This window comes from Enterococcus sp. AMC1157, from assembly GCF_058216555.1.
This window is the reverse complement of the sequence record NZ_CM177099.1, coordinates 2788174-2804754: the sequence shown is the minus strand read 5'-3', so window position 1 is coordinate 2804754 and position 16581 is coordinate 2788174. Positions and strand designations below refer to the sequence as shown.

Here is a 16581-nt window from a genome sequence, read left to right as displayed (position 1 = left end):
AATGCGCCTACAAGCTTTTTAATTGTTGTTATTCTTTCCAGCTATTTACTGTCTCTTCGTTTGCTTCGATCCAGTTTCTTGCTGCTTGTGTTGGATCAACACCATCTTCGATCTCCAACATCACTGATTCAATATCTTCTACTTCCCATTGGAAATTATCCAACAAGCTGTATACTTCTGGCTTATCTTCAGCCAATCCTTGACGGACCATGGTGTGGATGCTTTCTTCTCCGCCCATTGTTCCTTCAGGATCTTCCAGATATTTCAAGTCGTAGCGTGAGAACATCCAATGCGGAGACCAACCAGTAATAATGATCTCATCTTCATTTTGAAGAGATTGTCCTAATTGTGCAGTCATTGCGCCACCAGAAGAAGTCATCACATTCCAGTCAGCTAAGTTGTCATAGGTTTCAACTGTATTTTCGGCAGCAGAAACCACACCAGCACCTGGGTCAATACCAACGATCGTTTGATCCGCTTGATCAGATAGATCAGCAATCGAATCTACATCCATGTAGCTAGGAACAACGAGACCTAGCTTCGCTCCACCATCCAAGTTCGGACCTAAGTCCTCTACTTGATCGGCAAATCGGTCGTATTGTGCTTCGTGGGTCATTGGCAACCAAGCAGCCACCATGCCGTCTGCTTCATCATTCGCAACGGCTTCCCACATAACTGCATTATCTAGCGGTGTCATGTTTACTTCATAACCCATGTCACGTAGAACTTCTGAAACAACAGATGTTGAAGCAACCTCCGTATCCCACTCTACATAAACCAAATCAACTGAATCACTTGAACCTGATTCATTGCTGCTTCCGCATGCTGATAAAAGCATCACAGAACTTAGTGCCAAGATACCTGCACCTAAAATTTTCTTTTTCATTGATGTGACCATCCTTCCATTGTCTAGTTTTAAAATCCAGACAAAACCATGTAGACTACATGGTCTGTCTCTTGCTTTTCTTGAACTTATTTCTTTTTATTGATATTTTGTGTAAAACGATCCATGATGATCGCTAAGATAACTAATGCCAGTCCATTAACAAAACCGTTCCCTACTTGTGAACGTTGTACCGCAGACAAGACACCTTGTCCAAGCCCGGGTGCACCGATCATAGACGCGATAACTACCATTGACAATGCCAGCATGATCGTTTGGTTGATCCCAGCAAAGATCGTACCTTTAGCTAATGGTAACTCTAGCTTGAACAGTTTTTGTTTACCTGTACCACCAAAAGAATCAGACGCTTCGACTAATTCTGTCGGTACTTGACGAATACCTAGATTCGTCATACGAACAGTTGGTGGCAATGCAAAAATAACGGAAGCAAAGACACCTGGTACCATTCCGATCCCAAAGAAAGCAACCGCAGGAATCAAGTAAACGAAACCTGGCATTGTTTGCATGAAATCGAGAACAGGCGTAATAATACTCTGCGCTTTTTCACTTTTAGACATCAAAATACCTAATGGAATCCCAATGATTACTGAGACTAGACTAGAAACGATAACTAGTGTCAGTGTATTCATCAAGGCTGTCCATAAATTCTGATTATAAATAAACAACAAACCGATAAAGGTAAAGACAGGTAGTCCCCATTTTTTACCACCAATAAAATACGCTGCTACTGTGACCAAAACGACCATCACTAACGGCGGGATAAATAGTAAGCCATCTGTCATACCATTCATGGCAGCACGTCCTATTGTTTGTAACAATGAAAATAAACCTGAAAATGTTCTTGTTAGCCAATCTGTTGCATCTGAAACCCATTCAGCTAAAGGGATTGGAGTTTGTAAGAAATTAAGCATTCACAGTCACTCCTTCCTCTGATTCTTCTTTTGTCTCGGTATCAGTTAAAGCACCAATTACGCTTCCTCGGATGACTACACCTAACAAACGATCTTCATCATCAATTACGGCTAATGGGGCAGGTGAATTGTAAATTAAGTTAAAGATATCTGAAATCAACGTATCTTTATGAACTTTTTGAACGTTTTTATCAATCACTTCTTTTAGAGTTAAGCCTTTTGCACGAGCTTCTTGTGCTGATTCGGCAGTTAAACTACCTTTTAATTGACGTTTGCGGTCGATAGCCAATAACATACTCACTTCTTCTTTACGCATTCTTTGTAAAGCTACATTTGGACCATCAATTTCGATATTAGTTGTAATTGCTGGTACCATAATATTTTGAGCAGTTAGAACCTTAGAGCGATCCACATCTTCAACGAATTCACGTACAAATTCATTAGCTGGATTCGTTAAGATTTCCTCTCCTGTACCAATTTGCATAATTTGACCATCTTTCATCAAAGCGATTCGGTCACCAATGCGTAGAGCCTCATTTAAATCATGGGTAATGAAGATAATCGTTTTCTTCACTCGTTCTTGCAATTCCAATAATTCATCTTGCATTTCACGACGAATCAGTGGATCAAGTGCTGAGAAAGCTTCATCCATTAATAAAATTTCTGGATCATTTGCCAAAGCACGGGCAAGACCAACACGTTGTTGCATCCCACCAGATAATTGATTTGGATATTGATTTTTAAATGATAATAGACCTGAATTATCTAATGCTTGTTCCGCACGTTGACGACGTTCTTCTTTTGGTACGCCACGAACTTCTAATCCATATTCAGTATTTTCCAAAATTGTTCTTTGCGGAAACAATCCGAAGTTTTGGAAAACCATGTTTACTTTATGGCGACGTACTTCTCGTAGTTCTTCTTTACTCATTTTTGCGATATCCTCATCATCTATGTAGATATCTCCTGATGAAGGTTCAATCAAACGATTCAATAGACGGATTAATGTAGATTTCCCACTACCAGATAATCCCATGATAACGAAGATTTCTCCTGCATTCACTTCAAAACTTACATCGTAAACGCCGACTGTCGCTCCTGTTTTTTCGACAATTTCGTTTTTACTTTTGTTTTCTTTAACCATCTCTAGTGCTTGCTGGCTTCTTTTACCAAAGACTTTGGTTAAATGTTCTACACGAACTTTACTCAAAAAAAAACACTCCTCTTTTTCCTATTTTCTTTGTTTCTGAAATATTTTCATACATTTTCAACAAAGTGACCATATTAACTTATCATAGTGTGGTCACTTTTGTCAAAAAAAAGCACACAATTATTTTAATTGTGTGTCCTTTATAATCTATTCAGTTGGATAAAAGAAATTCATCATTCGTTGAAAACTCAATTCGCTACCTAAAAAATAGATTGTATTTCCTACACTAAATTTAGCGTAAGGGCCTGGTGAAAGAAGCAATTCTTCTTGGGTTTGAATAGCCACAATCGTTGCACCAGTCTCATGCCAAATATTTAATTCGACCACACTTTTTTCCAAATGTTGTGCTTTTTCGGTCAACTTAATTTCATAAGGAATAAAGGGCGAGAAATCACGAACTTGTCTGGTTTGACTAACTAAAACGTCAATTAGTTCAGAAAAATTATTTAACTCTGCTTGCTGTCGTTGAACACCTTCTAAAATTTCTTGGCGTATTTCTTGAATACTTTGAACGTTTTTATATTTTTCTACATATTGTTGTGCTTTTTCTCTAGAAGCCACATAGGCACCACTCCCATGGTGGACCTCCATGATTTCTAAGTCAACTAAAACATTAATGGCCTTTCGCGCTGTCTCAGGAGAAACATTATAATTACTGGCTAAGGTCGAGCGTGCATGGATTTTTTCACCAACTTGATACCGATTCTCAACAATTCGTTCCGCAATCTCCACGGCAATTTGTTGATAACGAGGTAAAGCAACCCGCTGACTTGGTTTAACTTTTTTTTCCATAACTGCACCTCCTATACTAATAATAGATATTTTTATACTATCATATTTTTTCTTTCTAAAACAACCTGTAGACGCAGCTTCAATTGCGGCTCAATCTTTTCAAAAGCAACATCAAAGTCTATTCCTTTTAGATATTTATCAGTAGCCTTCAATAAATCTTCTATATATAATTGAGAGCTTGACTGTTCAAACATGCTTTCAATATACCGAGTTAAAATGGTAGGTTCATCCCTTGTATCTGGGCTTTTCAATAACAATGCTAGGGTTTGAAAGAAAACTGCAGGAAGTTGAGATACTTTCTCCGTATAGTGTTTTTCATTGGTTTCTTTTTGAATTCTGATGGCTTTTAACAAACCATTTCGCATGACTTTAGGAATCGTCAAGAAAAATAGTTGTTGAAAATCATATTTAAGAAACTGATTTTTTACTAATTTTAAGTAATTTTCATCGATATTTCTTCCTACTCTTTGACAAAACGTAGCAAAATCAAATTCCAAATGCAGAGTATCGTCTTTTTCTAAAGTCTGTAATTTTATAAGTAATGCTTCGTAAAATGAAAAAGGAATCTTGGTTTTATTAGATTCTGAAATAATAAGATACTGACTATTTTTCGTTAGAAACTTTTTATCCATAAAAAGTTGTTCATCATTTAAGTCTTCTAAAAGTTCTTTATAAAACTCTTCAAATAACTCTTTATTGACTAAAAATTTGGCCGTATCTCCATGCGCTTGTTGATTAACTCGACGAATTTCCGTCTCCATTGCTTCATAATCTGAAATATATACTGGCATTTGAGCTTCACGAAAATCCAGTAAACGTTGCGCCAGTCTTTTATTTAGTTGAATAGGTTTAGCTAATTGATTATTTCGATAAATTGCATAACAATATCGCTGCCAAACCGATTCTGGAAAGACAACTTGATTCTTTTTAAGCCATAAAAGCTCATCAAGTGCAATATCTATCTCATTGACACCCTTTTGAATTTCTCTAGCTACTTCAATGGGAATATTTAAATGATCGGCAAAATGATTGATCCCCAAAGCGATAGTTTTCTTTTTCTTATTCGATTGTAAAATAAATTGATACTTTAAAGGACGACCACAATCACATTTTAATTTGGTGCCATCTGAGAAAGCCTCTGGATAAAATGGATTCACCTTTAGTTCAGAAAATCGCCATTGTGTCGTCTGCATATAGCTATTTTTTAGAAACAAGGAACGAATTCGATATTTGCGATGTTTTTCAAGTAATTGTTTCTGTTTATGATTTAATTGGTTAGTCAATACTTCTCGTTCTTCTATAGTAAAGGTTTTTGCTACACGAACAGGGTAAAAATGATTACCTAAGAATTCTGGATACCAATCAGCAAATAGTTCTAAATAATCTTGCATTGTCTTCTCCTTAAAAATAATAACAACTCTTTCTATTATACTCTTTTTGTGTTAAAACTAGGTAGGAAAGGATGAGATTCATGAAAAAAATTGCCATTATTGGTGGAGGCATTATTGGATTAACCTTAGTAAATTATTTAGATACAACACAATATGAAATTACTCTCTTTGATGAAGGTATCGGGCAAGCAACCGGTGCAAGTGCCGGAATTATTTCCCCTTGGCTTTCTAAACGAAGAAATAAAAAATGGTACCAACTAGCCAAAGACGGTGCAAGTTTCTTCCCCACTCTAGTGAAGGATTTGGGTTTAACCAAAGAAATTTATTCTGTCTGTGGCACGATTATTTTAAGAGAAGCCCATCAGTTACAGGACTTAGCACAACTAGCTGAAAAGCGAAAAGAAACCGCACCGGAAATTGGCGAAATCCAGTTATTGTCTGGAGAAGAAACCCAACAAAAAAATCCACTTTTAAAGCCACTTCCTAGCTTATTCATCTCTGGAGGCGGACGTTTAGATGGACGAGAGTATCTTAAACATCTCACACAATTAGCTATGAATAAAGGCGTCAACTTGATTAAAGAACCCGCACAATTAGAAAAAATTGATAATGCTTGGTTAGTCACCAGTCCTAATCATCAAATGAACGTCGATCAAGTAGCTGTGACAGCTGGACCGTCCATCAAACCTTTGTTAGAAAAAATTGGCTATTCAGTTGATATCCGTCCACAAAAAGGACAACTACTTGTGTACCAAACCGATTTCCCAAGTGGACAATGGCCAGTAGTCATGTTGGATGGTGAAGCCGATTTTATTCCTTTTGAAGATGGAAAAATTTTAATCGGAGCTACTCATGAAAATGAAGCTGGCTGGGATCTTACACCTACATCAGAAGCTGTCGCTCAATTAGTAAATGGTGCCCAACCTTTTTTAGAAGAAGTAGACAACTTCCGCCAAGTCGACGATCAATTGGTTGGTACAAGAGCTTATACTTCAGATTTTGCGCCATTCTTTGGACCTTTAGCAGAAGATTCTTCGATTGCCGTTGCCAGCGGCTTAGGCTCGTCCGGACTAACAACCGGCCCTTATATTGGCTATCTTTTAGCAAAGTATTTTAATCAAACAGATTGGAATACAGAACATTATCAAAAAACAATTACGCAATATGTACAGAAGAAATAAATTTCTAAATAAAACTTCTATTTTCTCTATTCGCAAATAAAGATATAAGCTTCCTGAACAAAGCTCCAAAAGCTCCCTTATTGTGTCAGATCGCCACGAGCCTCTTTACAGAGTCTCTTTGGCTGCTGACGTTCAATCTCTGATTAAGTGCTAACCGCACTAATTCAGAGTAATTCATTCAGCTCTTTGGGACACGACAAGGAAACTTTTTCCGTTTGTTCCTACAGCTTATTCAAAATTTTCTTTTGAGTGAAAATAATTTTAGATTTTCAATAGGCTTAAGAAAAACCATTAGCAAAATTGGAAGTCAAGCTGGGAGAAAAAGTACTCATCGCAGGCTAATGATGAGGATGAATTACATCGTGTTTGAAGTAGCGAATTTCTACTTCTTACACGGTGTTTGAACGCCGAAAGCTTTGAGACTCTTAAAAAGAGGCTCAGAGCGTTCTCCTGCAATGAGTAACTTTTTTGGATAGCTTGACTTCCAATTTTTTAATTCATTTAATCTTTAACCAATCACTTTAAAGTTGTGATTCACTGTAGCTTCGATGGTTGGATGTTTGCGTAGGTACTCAGCAATTAGTTCTGTCATGTCGATTTGAATTTCACGCACAATTTGTTCTGCACTGAACATCGCATAATTACCTCCTCCAACCGCTCGGTATTGATTCGTCACAATTTCTAACTCATCTTCTGGCTTAATCGGTACACCATGATAATCAAAGGTAGTAATTCTTTGTCCGACTGGTTCTTTTAAGTCAATCACATAGTCAATTCCTTCATACATATCATAATTATAATATTGCGGTTTTGGTTCAACAAACTTAGGATTAAAAATAATTTCTCCTTGATCAAGTACAAAATATTCCGCAGTTTGTTCTAAAGCTGCTTTTAACTCCCCGCCAGTCACTTTCAAGACAGCTAAAGTATTCGGATAGACATAATTTGTGATGACATCCCGCATCGTAATGGTTTGATTAAATCCTTTGCCATCATTATTGAATAAAGCTGTGCCAGAAATATCAACTTGTCCAGCATCCATCTGAACTTTGTTGATAAATTCAATGTAAGGATGTTCTGTTAAGCGAGCTGCATTAGGATTGCTAATTCGCATGTCTCCATCAACTTTTCCTACCGGTTGGTCTAACCAAGTCTCAACCTCTTCATTCAAATCTGCTAATTTATCTGAAATCTCTTGATCCACGGGCTCTTCCGAAACTGAATGAAGGGTAGCTGCACTATTTATTACTTTGTAATGATTGTTCTCATCTAGTTCTAAAATAATTTCTCCAACGAACGCCCCTTGAAAACCAGGTTGAATTACAGGAACACCATTGACTTTAGTGGCGATTTGACGGTGCTGATGACCAGTTACTAAAGCATCAATTCCAGAAACTTGATGTAATAAATCATAACCTTCATTTTCGCCTGTAAGTCGTTCGGTCGGTTCACCAGAAACCAAATCCTTTTCAAAACCTCCATGGTAAGAAACAATCACAACATCCGCTTGTGCTCTTAACTCTGGTAAATATTTTTTAACTGTTTCAATGATACTAACGAAAGTCAGTCCCTCAATCGTTGCTGGTTGTTCCCAATTGGGAATGTACTGAGTAACCACACCTAAAATAGCGATTTTAACACCTGATTTTTCAATGATTGTATAGGGTTGACCAAAGGCTGGTTTGCCCTCTGAATTAAGAATATTAGCAGCTAATACAGGATGATTGTAGCTTTGAATAGCTTCTTCCAAATAATCAATTCCATAGTTAAATTCATGATTTCCTAAAACACTGACATCATAGTGTAAATCATTAATAATCGAGGTAATGGCTTTGGCACCATGGACTGGATTTTTTCGAACATAATAACTTAAAGGCGAGCCTTGAATGAAATCGCCATTTTCAATTTGTACAATCGGTCCCTTTGCTGCACGGTGAAGTTCTTTTAATTTGGTAGCAACCCTAGCTGTTCCAAAAGGTAGATCCAAACCTCTTTCAGTAAAGTTAGTTGGCATAATGTAGCCATGCATATCACTCGTTGCTAAAATTTTTAATTCCATATTATTTCGTCCCATCTAAAAAGTTCTTTCATTTATAGTAAAACAAAGGACCCGGTTTGTCATTTCCCGGGTCCTTTGGCTATTATTGATTCCAAGCGTTTTCTAATACAGGAACAGACTCTTCAATCAATTGATCGACGTCTTTATCTGAATTAGCTAAAATGTTTTCCATAATTGAACGGATTTCATTGTAAGCTGGATCAGCATTTTCGACAACTGGAATTGCGAATAATTCTTTTGTTGCATCTTCCAATGCTAGAGGGACTTGCATACCTGAATTTTTGTATTCATCGCTGTGTAAAACAGAATCTAATGTTGGCATATAACCAGTTGAAACTGCCCAATGTAATTGCGATTCAGGAGTAGATAGATATTTCAAGTATAAGAAAGCAGCTGTACGTTGCTCAGCAGTTGCACTGTCAAACATGTATACATCTGTTCCTTGTTGTAAGTTGATAGCATCTGGACGAGCCGCTGTCGCATAAGCAAATTTACCTTCTGTATCTTTAGCAGTGTAACCTTCACCTGCGATTGAACCGATAAACATTGCTACTTGTTCGTTAGCAAATGGACCAGATAAATAAGCATCTGAACCAGCTACACGGAAGTAACCTTCTTTGATTCCTTCTGCATAATAGTTAATCACTTCTTTTGATTCAGCACTGTCAAATTGTAAATCTCTATCAAAGTCAACACCTTGATTTTTCATTCCAATTGTATAGTAGTTGTTTAATGAATCAAAACCAGCTCCTACAACTGAACCATTTGATTTCTCATAAATTTCTTTTGAGACAGCTGCTAATTCTTCCATGTTTGTTGGTACTTCAACATCGTACTCTTCAAACATATCTACATTGTAGAACAACATTTCAGTTGATTTGTTAAATGGAATGCCGTATTGAACATCGTTAATACGTGCACCATCTAATAATGGTTGACGAATCGCTTCTTGATCGCCCCAACCAATTGAATCATTATCAATGTAAGGATCTAAGTCAACTAGCATACTATCTTGTGCTGCATTCCATAACCAACCAGGGTAGGCTTGAGTAATTGTTGGTAAATCTTTTGGAGAAGGTAAAGTTGAATTCACTTTTGCTTGTAAATCCGGGTATGAAGATTGATTTTGCAGTTCAACTTTTACATTCGGGTTCTCTGCCATAAAATCTTCTGTTAATTTAGTCAATGCTTCTTCTTGCGCACCGTTCATCGCATGCCAGAAAGTCACCGTAGTTTCTTCTGGTAATTCAGTAACGATATCTGCTGCTTCTGTTTCTCCCTCATTGTTGCTGTTTCCACAAGCTGCTAACGTTAACGCTGCAGTTGCTGCTAATGTCCATGCTGCTAAGCTTTTGAACTTCATTTTTTTCTCTCCCCACTATTTTTTATAGAGTAATGCTGCTGCCACGTTCTGGCAATATTCTTTCACCGTACGGATTCTCCAGTTTTTCTGGATGCAAGGTATGGATTGGAACCAAAAGTTTTGGTTGGATCAATGAGATGATTTTTGTTAAATCATCTGGAAATGCGTGCCCTGTACAAGACAAACGAACAAATTCAATGTCTCTTTGCGCAAGTAAATCTAAAAAGATTGCATATTCAGGGTCAAAATCTCCTAAAGGTTGGGCATCACTATGGATATACAAACTTCCTTTTTGCAAGTTTTCAAATCGATCGACGATTTGCCACAAATAAGTTGTTTGATCACTCAATAATTCTTGGTAGTTCATTTCTAAAGAAGAATCTAATTCGTTAATCTGACTTTCGCCATCAAGATAATAATAAGGAACAGCTAAATCAAATATTTCCAGTAAAAGTGCTGCCATATTGGCTTCTAAGACTACCGTTCTCGGTGATTTCTCAATAATTTTAGCAAATCGTTTTACATTTGCAGGATAACCATTGAAGGTAATTTGTCTATGAGGATTGTCTAAAACAAGTTGTACGAATTGTTGAATCAAATCCTCTTCACTCAATACTTTTTCTTCTGTATCCTCACGTTCTGGAAAGCTAATGCTGACCCCTTCCATCATTAACACATCGGTATCCTTAGCTTGTTCACAAAAAGCTAAAGTATCTTCTGCATTATGACCATGCAAGCGTAAGTCTCCCGTATAAGTAATCAATTGATCGGGTGTTCGAATCAGCAAGGCTGATGCCCCGTAAGCATCATGATCCACTGGCAAAATTTCAATAGACAGTTCGCCAATTTGAATGATGTTATGTGCTTCAAGCCCAACCATTTCTCTAGTAAAACCACTTTTCTCAAAGGGAGAGGGAATTAAAAAGTCCCCTTTTCGATTTAAGGTATTTAGAATTGCTTTTGATTCCTTCAAAGTGTAAAGAGGAATACTTGGATCTAAATAATTAATCATTCGGGAATGATCTAAATGTACATGAGACAAGAAAACAGCAGTCTCTGTATACTCTCGATGATCTTCCCCTTGATAATCATAATCTAATCGTGAATCGTACAAGCCTTTTAATTCTGGAACTAATCGGTGTTCCAATAAGGTAGACAATTGATCATCCACATCTAACTCCGGACGAAATTCTGTTCCAAAATCAAAAAAGATATGGGCATCTTTATAAGCAACTTCAATCACTGTGCCACCAATTGTCATAATTCCACTATGGAAAGTAATCGTTGTTTTATCCTTTAATCCCATTTTTAGCCACCCCTTGAATAATTTCTTTTCTGAAAATTAAATAAATAATCAGAATTGGAATAACAGTCAACGTTGCTGCTGCAAGTTGTAAGTGAATATCACTTCCACTCTCTGTAGCAAAAGCAGCTAAACCATTGTTCAGTAAACGGAATTTTTTCTCATTCGTAACCAATAATGGCCATAAAAATGAGTTCCAGCTAGAAATGAAGGTTAAAATCCCCACTGTTACTAAGGCCGGTCGAGACATTGGTACTAAAATACGCCAAATATACTCTAAATCGGAAGCTCCATCAATTTTAGCGGCTTTGTAAAAAGTACTTGGAATACTTCTCAAATAGCCATTTAAATAGTAAATATAAAAGATACTTGTTAAAAACGGAATAATTAGCGCACTATAGGTATTCAACAAGCCCATTCGTGCAATTGTGTGATAGTTCGTAAAGATAATAGACTCATAAGGAACCATCAATAACGATAACATCAAAGCAACAACTAGGTTTTTGTATCGAAATTCTAAACTAGTCAATGCAAAAGAGGCTAATACAGCCGTAATAACGGTCGCAATTGTCGTCATTGAGGAAACAAAGACCGTATTTAAGAAATAACGCATAAAAGGGGCTTTTGCAAAAACTTCCGAGTAGTTTTGCCATTGGAAAGACTCTGGCAAAATAGTCGGTGGAATACTTGTTACTTCACTATAGGTCATTAAGCCTGCTAAAATCATATAAATAAATGGAAATAAGGTAATGACTGCCAGTAAAGCCAAGAAAATGTAGGATATAATCGTTACTACTCGATTCATCTTATTCCCCCACTTTCTTTAGTAATTTATTTTGTAAGAAAGTCACTACTAAAATAATAATAAATAAAATAACTGTTGCTGCCATCGCAATGCCCGGACGACCTGCTACATGGAATTTATCATAAATGTAGTAAACGGCAGTTGTTGCACTATTGGCAATTCCAGCGGTTCCTCTAAATAATGCATACACTTCATTGTAGACTTTGAAGGCACCAATTAAATTCACCGTCAAAAGAAAAGCAATCGTTGGCAATAATTGCGGGAAAGTAATTCTACGGAAAATTTCCCAATTATCCGCACCAAACATCTTAGCAATCTTATAGTGCTCACTGTCAATATTTCTTAGTCCAGCTAACAAAATGATAATATTAAAAGCCAAGCTATTCCAAATCCCAAAAATAATTAAGGTCGGCATACTCATTTGAATAGAGTCTAGCCAATTAACAGCTGGAATCCCGAAAAGTCCCAAAATAAAATTAATGATACCGTAGGAACCATTAAAGAAATAACGGAAGACAATCCCGATTGCAATTGTACTTGTAACATAAGGCATAAAGAAGATGGTTTCAAAAAAGCTTTTGTGTTTCACTTTTTCAAAAATAATCCAGGCAATTGCCAAACCGATAACTAAAGCGATTGGTACAACAGTAAATGCGTATAATGCAGTATTGCGTAAGGCTCTCAGAAAAACGGGATCGGATAGCACCCGTTGATAATTTTCTATCCCTGCGTATTGTTGATTGATTAGTGAGCCTTTTTGAAAACTCATAAACAAAGAACGAAATAATGGATAGACATTAAATAAAAGAATTAGACCTAAAGATGGCAAAAGGAATAACCATGCTTTGGGTTGGTTTTCCGGATTGTATTTTTTCTTCATCATTAGTAAATTCTTTCTCCATTTTCTTTGAAAATAAAGGACTTACCATATGCCAGATCAAAAGAAACTTGATCGCCTTCTTCAATAACTTCTTCAATACTGACAATTGACTTGATATGTGTGTCATCTAAATCAAAGTTTAAAATACGTTCTCTACCAATCAATTCAACCCCACGAACGTCAATTGAAAACAGACCCATCTCTTCAGTAACTAATACATCTTCTGGTCGAACACCTAAAGAATAATGCCCATCTGTTAATGGCTCTTTTAAGCGACTAGCAGTAAAATGACTGATTGGTGTTTGAAAACCCTCATGAATCATCATGCCATTTCTAATTTCAACAGGTAAAATATTGATGATTGGATTTCCAATGAATTTAGCCACAAATAAATTTTTTGGTTCTAAGTAAAGGTTTTGAGGATCATCATTTTGTTGGATGACTCCTTCATTTAAAAGAATAATTTTGTCACTAATCGACAAAGCTTCTTCTTGGTCATGAGTAACAAAAATAGTTGTAATGCCAACTTCTTTGACCAAACGGCGGATTTCTTCACGGATACGCAAGCGCAAGCGAGCATCTAAGTTACTTAATGGTTCATCTAAAAGTAACACTTCCGGCTTCTGAACAAGTGCTCTAGTAATCGCTACACGTTGTTGTTGTCCACCAGACAAAGTACCTGGCTTTTTATTGGCCAATTCTTCAATATTGGTCAATTTCATATATTCTTCTGCAACAGCTTTCGCCTCAGCTTTTGAAACTTTCTTTTTCCCAACTGTTAAAGGAAACATGACATTTTCTAAAACTGTCATATGAGGATACAAAGCGTAGTTCTGAAAAACAAATCCAATGTTACGATCTTTAGGCTCGGTTTTGACTACCGATGAACCACTAAACTGAATATCTCCGTCAGATGGACTTAATAATCCTGCGATTAAATTTAAGATTGTTGACTTTCCACAACCACTTGGACCTAATAAACAAACCAAGTCTCCTTTTTCAATCGTAAAGTTGACAGATTTCAATGCTTCAAAACCATTATCGAACACTTTTTTCAAGTCGATAACTTCAATCATGAGAAACCCTCCAAAAAATTTATTAACATGCACCTTTTATTCTAACACTTTTTCCAAACACGTACTTTTAGATTTCAATTAGATATTTTATAAGACAATTCTCATATAACGATCGGATTTTACATAAAATTTACTTTTAATTTACACAAAAACCGAATGTTCATTTTTACACATGATTGATTTTTTATAAAAATGATATCTTTAGCGTGAAATTTAGCCAATTTAAAATTTTTTTGTATGTTATCATCTTGATTTCCTGTTTTTCTATAAAACAAAAAAAATACATTCCTATTCTATTCTTTACTTCAAAAACGTAAAAGTTTCTTTTTCTGTCAGTTATTTCTAAGTTTTATTTTTGAATATCTTTACATTGATTCACTGAAAATTGGTGGTAATAGAGTTTGTATAAGTAAAAAAAGAATCATCGAATAAGTTTCCGATGATTCTTTTCTTTTTATGCGTGTAGTTTTGCATTTTTAGCTAGTGCTAGACAACCCAAAGTTCCAGCATTATCTTCTAAAGCAGGGGTAACAATATATTTATCCAAATCTGGAGTTTTCACGTAACCATTTAACAGTTTAGTGAATGCTTGATGAACTTTTTCTACCATATGTCTTTGTTTCATAACTCCTCCACCAAAAATAATCACATCTGGTGAAAGCATCAATGTTGTGTTATACGCACATTGTGCAACATAGTAGGCTTCGATTTCCCAGAATGGATCATCTTCTGGAATATCTTGTCCTTTGCGACCATTACGCTTTTCAATAGCAGGACCTGCTGCCATTCCTTCTAAACAATTCCCATGGAATGGACAACTTCCTTTAAAATCATCTTCTGGATGAGGGACAACCATTGTATGACCCATTTCAGGATGGCTAAAACCTTCAGTAAAACGTCCCTCTTGAAGAGCGCCTCCACCTACACCAGTTCCAATTGTATAATAGACAACACTAGATAAACCTTGTCCGTTTCCAAATACATATTCGCCGTATGCCGCAGCATTTACATCTGTTGTCCATGCTACTGGAATATCAAAAGCCTCTTTTAATGTTCCAACAAAATTATAATTTTGCCATGCTAATTTTGGTGTAGATGTAATGTACCCATAAGTTGCTGAATCTGTATGAATATCTATTGGGCCAAATGAACCCACTCCAATAGCAACTAATTCCTCTTGATAACCTTTAAAAAAGTCAATGACCAAACTCATGGTCTCCTCAGGTGTTGTCGTAGGAAAACTTTCTCGAGCAATAATTTCCAATTCCTCATTTCCAATTCCACAAACAAATTTTGTTCCACCTGCTTCAATAGATCCGTATAACATATGCCAACCTCTTTTCAAAATTTTATTTAAAGTTAATTGTTCCGTTTAATACTTTTAGCGTAAATGATTGCGAGCTTTTGTAGATACGATTTGAAAGAACAAAGGAACCATCATAGATCACAAACATACCTTCTTCTTGTACAATCATTAGCTCTGTTAAAGATGAATTTAACGTCATTTCAGATTGAGGATTTCTCCGTGGTACATCATCTAAAAAAGTATTGTAATAACTCATTTTTTCTTGCTCGAAATCTAATAACAATACATTTTCTGTCCCAATTTCTATCGCTATTTGTGTCTCTGGAGTTACTTCAATTTCACTTTTTAACAGGTTCCCCTCAACAATAATTTCCTCTCCTGTAGCATATGAACCCGATGGAAAGGATTGGAAATCTAATTGTTCAGTTACCGCTTCCGGTAATTTTGCTAATAAATGATCCCCCGTCGGAACCAATTGATGAACGGCTAAATTTCCTGCCCAATTATAGTTAAAACGATCATCATGACTTTCTTTTGTAGGAATCCAGCCAACTAAATATAAATTTTCACCGTCTGTTTCTAGACGACCGGCGTAAAAACCCGCTCCATCTACATGATCGATACTATCTGGTTCCCTAAATGGACCACTAGGATGATCTGCCAAACGATAATGAACCACTCGTTGATCCCATTGATCTGAAAATGCCAAGTACCACTTGCCATTATACTCTACTAATGACGGACATTCTAGGTTAGAATCGTTTCCTAAGTCATTTTCAAAAAATATCCCCTGATTTTCCCAAGTTTCTAAATCCAATGAGGTATATTTAGCAATAATTCCTTTGCCATCTTGTCTAGTTGTAATCAACATCCAATATTCTTGACTTTCTTCTTCCCAAAAAACATAAGGATCGCGAAAATCATTCTTTTCATAACTTTCGTCTCCCTCAAATGTATTTTCAGGAATTTTCTTCCATTTGACTCCATCTTTGCTAGTCGCATGCATAATCACTTCTTTAGGATTTCTCTCTCCATTATGTCCTGTATAAAAAGCGTGGTAGATTCCCTTGTCATCTTGAATAATTGAACCGGTTCCCAAAGCTCTTTCTGGACTGTCTTCTTCATTGACAAAGGGAATGACTTCACCAAAATCCTCGTAATGATAAAAATCTTTGGTTGTCATTAAGCTGAAGGGGTGAAAGCCAATTTGACCATCTCTCAAGTCTTCCAAATAATACATCATAAACTCTTCCCCATTATAATAAGGCATTGGATCTCCAACAAAACTATTCGTAGATCTTGGATATATTGCCATAACCTCTGTTGACACGTTCTTACATCCCCCTATTCCAAAAACTATAAATAAGCCTAAAAAAACTAATAATCTTTTACGCATTGTT

12 protein-coding genes and 1 pseudogene are annotated in these 16581 nt (G+C 36.3%); 1 reads left to right on the top strand and 12 read right to left on the bottom strand.

The window, feature by feature from the left end; translation table 11 throughout:
• Positions 1–28 precede the first annotated feature (28 nt).
• From AC4BBX_RS13650 to AC4BBX_RS13635, 4 genes and pseudogenes are all read right to left on the bottom strand, one after another.
• A pseudogene (locus tag AC4BBX_RS13650) lies at positions 29–1815 on the bottom strand (ABC transporter permease/substrate binding protein).
• Positions 1808–3025 (bottom strand): quaternary amine ABC transporter ATP-binding protein, encoded by a 1218-nt coding sequence (locus AC4BBX_RS13645; RefSeq protein WP_490454354.1) that lies wholly within the window; start codon positions 3023–3025, stop codon positions 1808–1810. The pseudogene AC4BBX_RS13650 and the gene AC4BBX_RS13645 overlap by 8 nt, the downstream one beginning before the upstream one ends.
• 147 nt (positions 3026–3172) lie before the next feature.
• Positions 3173–3817 (bottom strand): GntR family transcriptional regulator, encoded by a 645-nt coding sequence (locus AC4BBX_RS13640; protein WP_490454353.1) that lies wholly within the window; start codon positions 3815–3817, stop codon positions 3173–3175.
• Positions 3818–3849: 32 nt separating this feature from the next.
• The gene (locus tag AC4BBX_RS13635) at positions 3850–5208 is read right to left on the bottom strand and encodes a hypothetical protein (RefSeq protein WP_490454352.1); all 1359 of its coding nucleotides are present in this window, start codon (positions 5206–5208) and stop codon (positions 3850–3852) included.
• 80 nt (positions 5209–5288) lie between these two features.
• Here AC4BBX_RS13635 and AC4BBX_RS13630 point away from each other — a divergent pair, with 80 nt between their 5' ends.
• Positions 5289–6389 carry an NAD(P)/FAD-dependent oxidoreductase gene (locus AC4BBX_RS13630; RefSeq protein ID WP_490454351.1) on the top strand — a complete coding sequence of 367 codons (1101 nt, stop codon included), beginning with the start codon at positions 5289–5291 and terminating at the stop codon, positions 6387–6389.
• A gap of 508 nt (positions 6390–6897) precedes the next feature.
• Here the strand turns inward: AC4BBX_RS13630 and AC4BBX_RS13625 are convergent.
• The 8 genes from AC4BBX_RS13625 to AC4BBX_RS13590 all read right to left on the bottom strand — a co-directional run bounded on the left by AC4BBX_RS13625 (position 6898) and on the right by AC4BBX_RS13590 (position 16511).
• The gene (locus AC4BBX_RS13625) at positions 6898–8448 is read right to left on the bottom strand and encodes a bifunctional metallophosphatase/5'-nucleotidase (RefSeq protein ID WP_490454350.1); all 1551 of its coding nucleotides are present in this window, start codon (positions 8446–8448) and stop codon (positions 6898–6900) included.
• Between the two features lie 82 nt (positions 8449–8530).
• Positions 8531–9811: an extracellular solute-binding protein gene (locus AC4BBX_RS13620; protein ID WP_490454349.1), complete on the bottom strand. Its 1281-nt coding sequence runs from the start codon at positions 9809–9811 to the stop codon at positions 8531–8533.
• Positions 9812–9833: 22 nt separating this feature from the next.
• The gene (locus tag AC4BBX_RS13615) at positions 9834–11117 is read right to left on the bottom strand and encodes an MBL fold metallo-hydrolase (RefSeq protein WP_490454348.1); all 1284 of its coding nucleotides are present in this window, start codon (positions 11115–11117) and stop codon (positions 9834–9836) included.
• On the bottom strand, positions 11101–11919 hold the full coding sequence (locus AC4BBX_RS13610; RefSeq protein ID WP_490454347.1) for a carbohydrate ABC transporter permease: 819 nt from the start codon (positions 11917–11919) through the stop codon (positions 11101–11103). Before AC4BBX_RS13610 ends, AC4BBX_RS13615 begins: the two co-directional genes overlap by 17 nt.
• A 1-nt stretch (position 11920) precedes the next feature.
• A complete protein-coding gene (locus AC4BBX_RS13605; protein ID WP_490454346.1) occupies positions 11921–12802 on the bottom strand; it encodes a carbohydrate ABC transporter permease in 882 nt (293 codons plus the stop codon).
• Positions 12802–13875, bottom strand: coding sequence for an ABC transporter ATP-binding protein (locus AC4BBX_RS13600; RefSeq protein WP_490454345.1), 1074 nt, complete (start codon positions 13873–13875; stop codon positions 12802–12804). Before AC4BBX_RS13600 ends, AC4BBX_RS13605 begins: the two co-directional genes overlap by 1 nt.
• 454 nt (positions 13876–14329) lie before the next feature.
• Positions 14330–15202 (bottom strand): fructokinase ScrK, encoded by an 873-nt coding sequence (gene scrK, locus AC4BBX_RS13595; protein WP_490454344.1) that lies wholly within the window; start codon positions 15200–15202, stop codon positions 14330–14332.
• 22 nt (positions 15203–15224) lie between these two features.
• Positions 15225–16511 (bottom strand): family 43 glycosylhydrolase, encoded by a 1287-nt coding sequence (locus AC4BBX_RS13590; protein ID WP_490454343.1) that lies wholly within the window; start codon positions 16509–16511, stop codon positions 15225–15227.
• Positions 16512–16581: the final 70 nt, after the last annotated feature.

Coding starts and splice junctions, on each gene's coding strand:
- AC4BBX_RS13625 (WP_490454350.1), bottom strand. CDS start 8,448: ATGGAATTAAAAATTTTAGCAACGAGTGATATGCATGGCTACATTATG.
- AC4BBX_RS13615 (WP_490454348.1), bottom strand. CDS start 11,117: ATGGGATTAAAGGATAAAACAACGATTACTTTCCATAGTGGAATTATG.
- AC4BBX_RS13630 (WP_490454351.1), top strand. CDS start 5,289: ATGAAAAAAATTGCCATTATTGGTGGAGGCATTATTGGATTAACCTTA.
- AC4BBX_RS13635 (WP_490454352.1), bottom strand. CDS start 5,208: ATGCAAGATTATTTAGAACTATTTGCTGATTGGTATCCAGAATTCTTA.
- AC4BBX_RS13620 (WP_490454349.1), bottom strand. CDS start 9,811: ATGAAGTTCAAAAGCTTAGCAGCATGGACATTAGCAGCAACTGCAGCG.
- AC4BBX_RS13600 (WP_490454345.1), bottom strand. CDS start 13,875: ATGATTGAAGTTATCGACTTGAAAAAAGTGTTCGATAATGGTTTTGAA.
- AC4BBX_RS13610 (WP_490454347.1), bottom strand. CDS start 11,919: ATGAATCGAGTAGTAACGATTATATCCTACATTTTCTTGGCTTTACTG.
- scrK (WP_490454344.1), bottom strand. CDS start 15,202: ATGTTATACGGATCTATTGAAGCAGGTGGAACAAAATTTGTTTGTGGA.
- AC4BBX_RS13640 (WP_490454353.1), bottom strand. CDS start 3,817: ATGGAAAAAAAAGTTAAACCAAGTCAGCGGGTTGCTTTACCTCGTTAT.
- AC4BBX_RS13605 (WP_490454346.1), bottom strand. CDS start 12,802: ATGATGAAGAAAAAATACAATCCGGAAAACCAACCCAAAGCATGGTTA.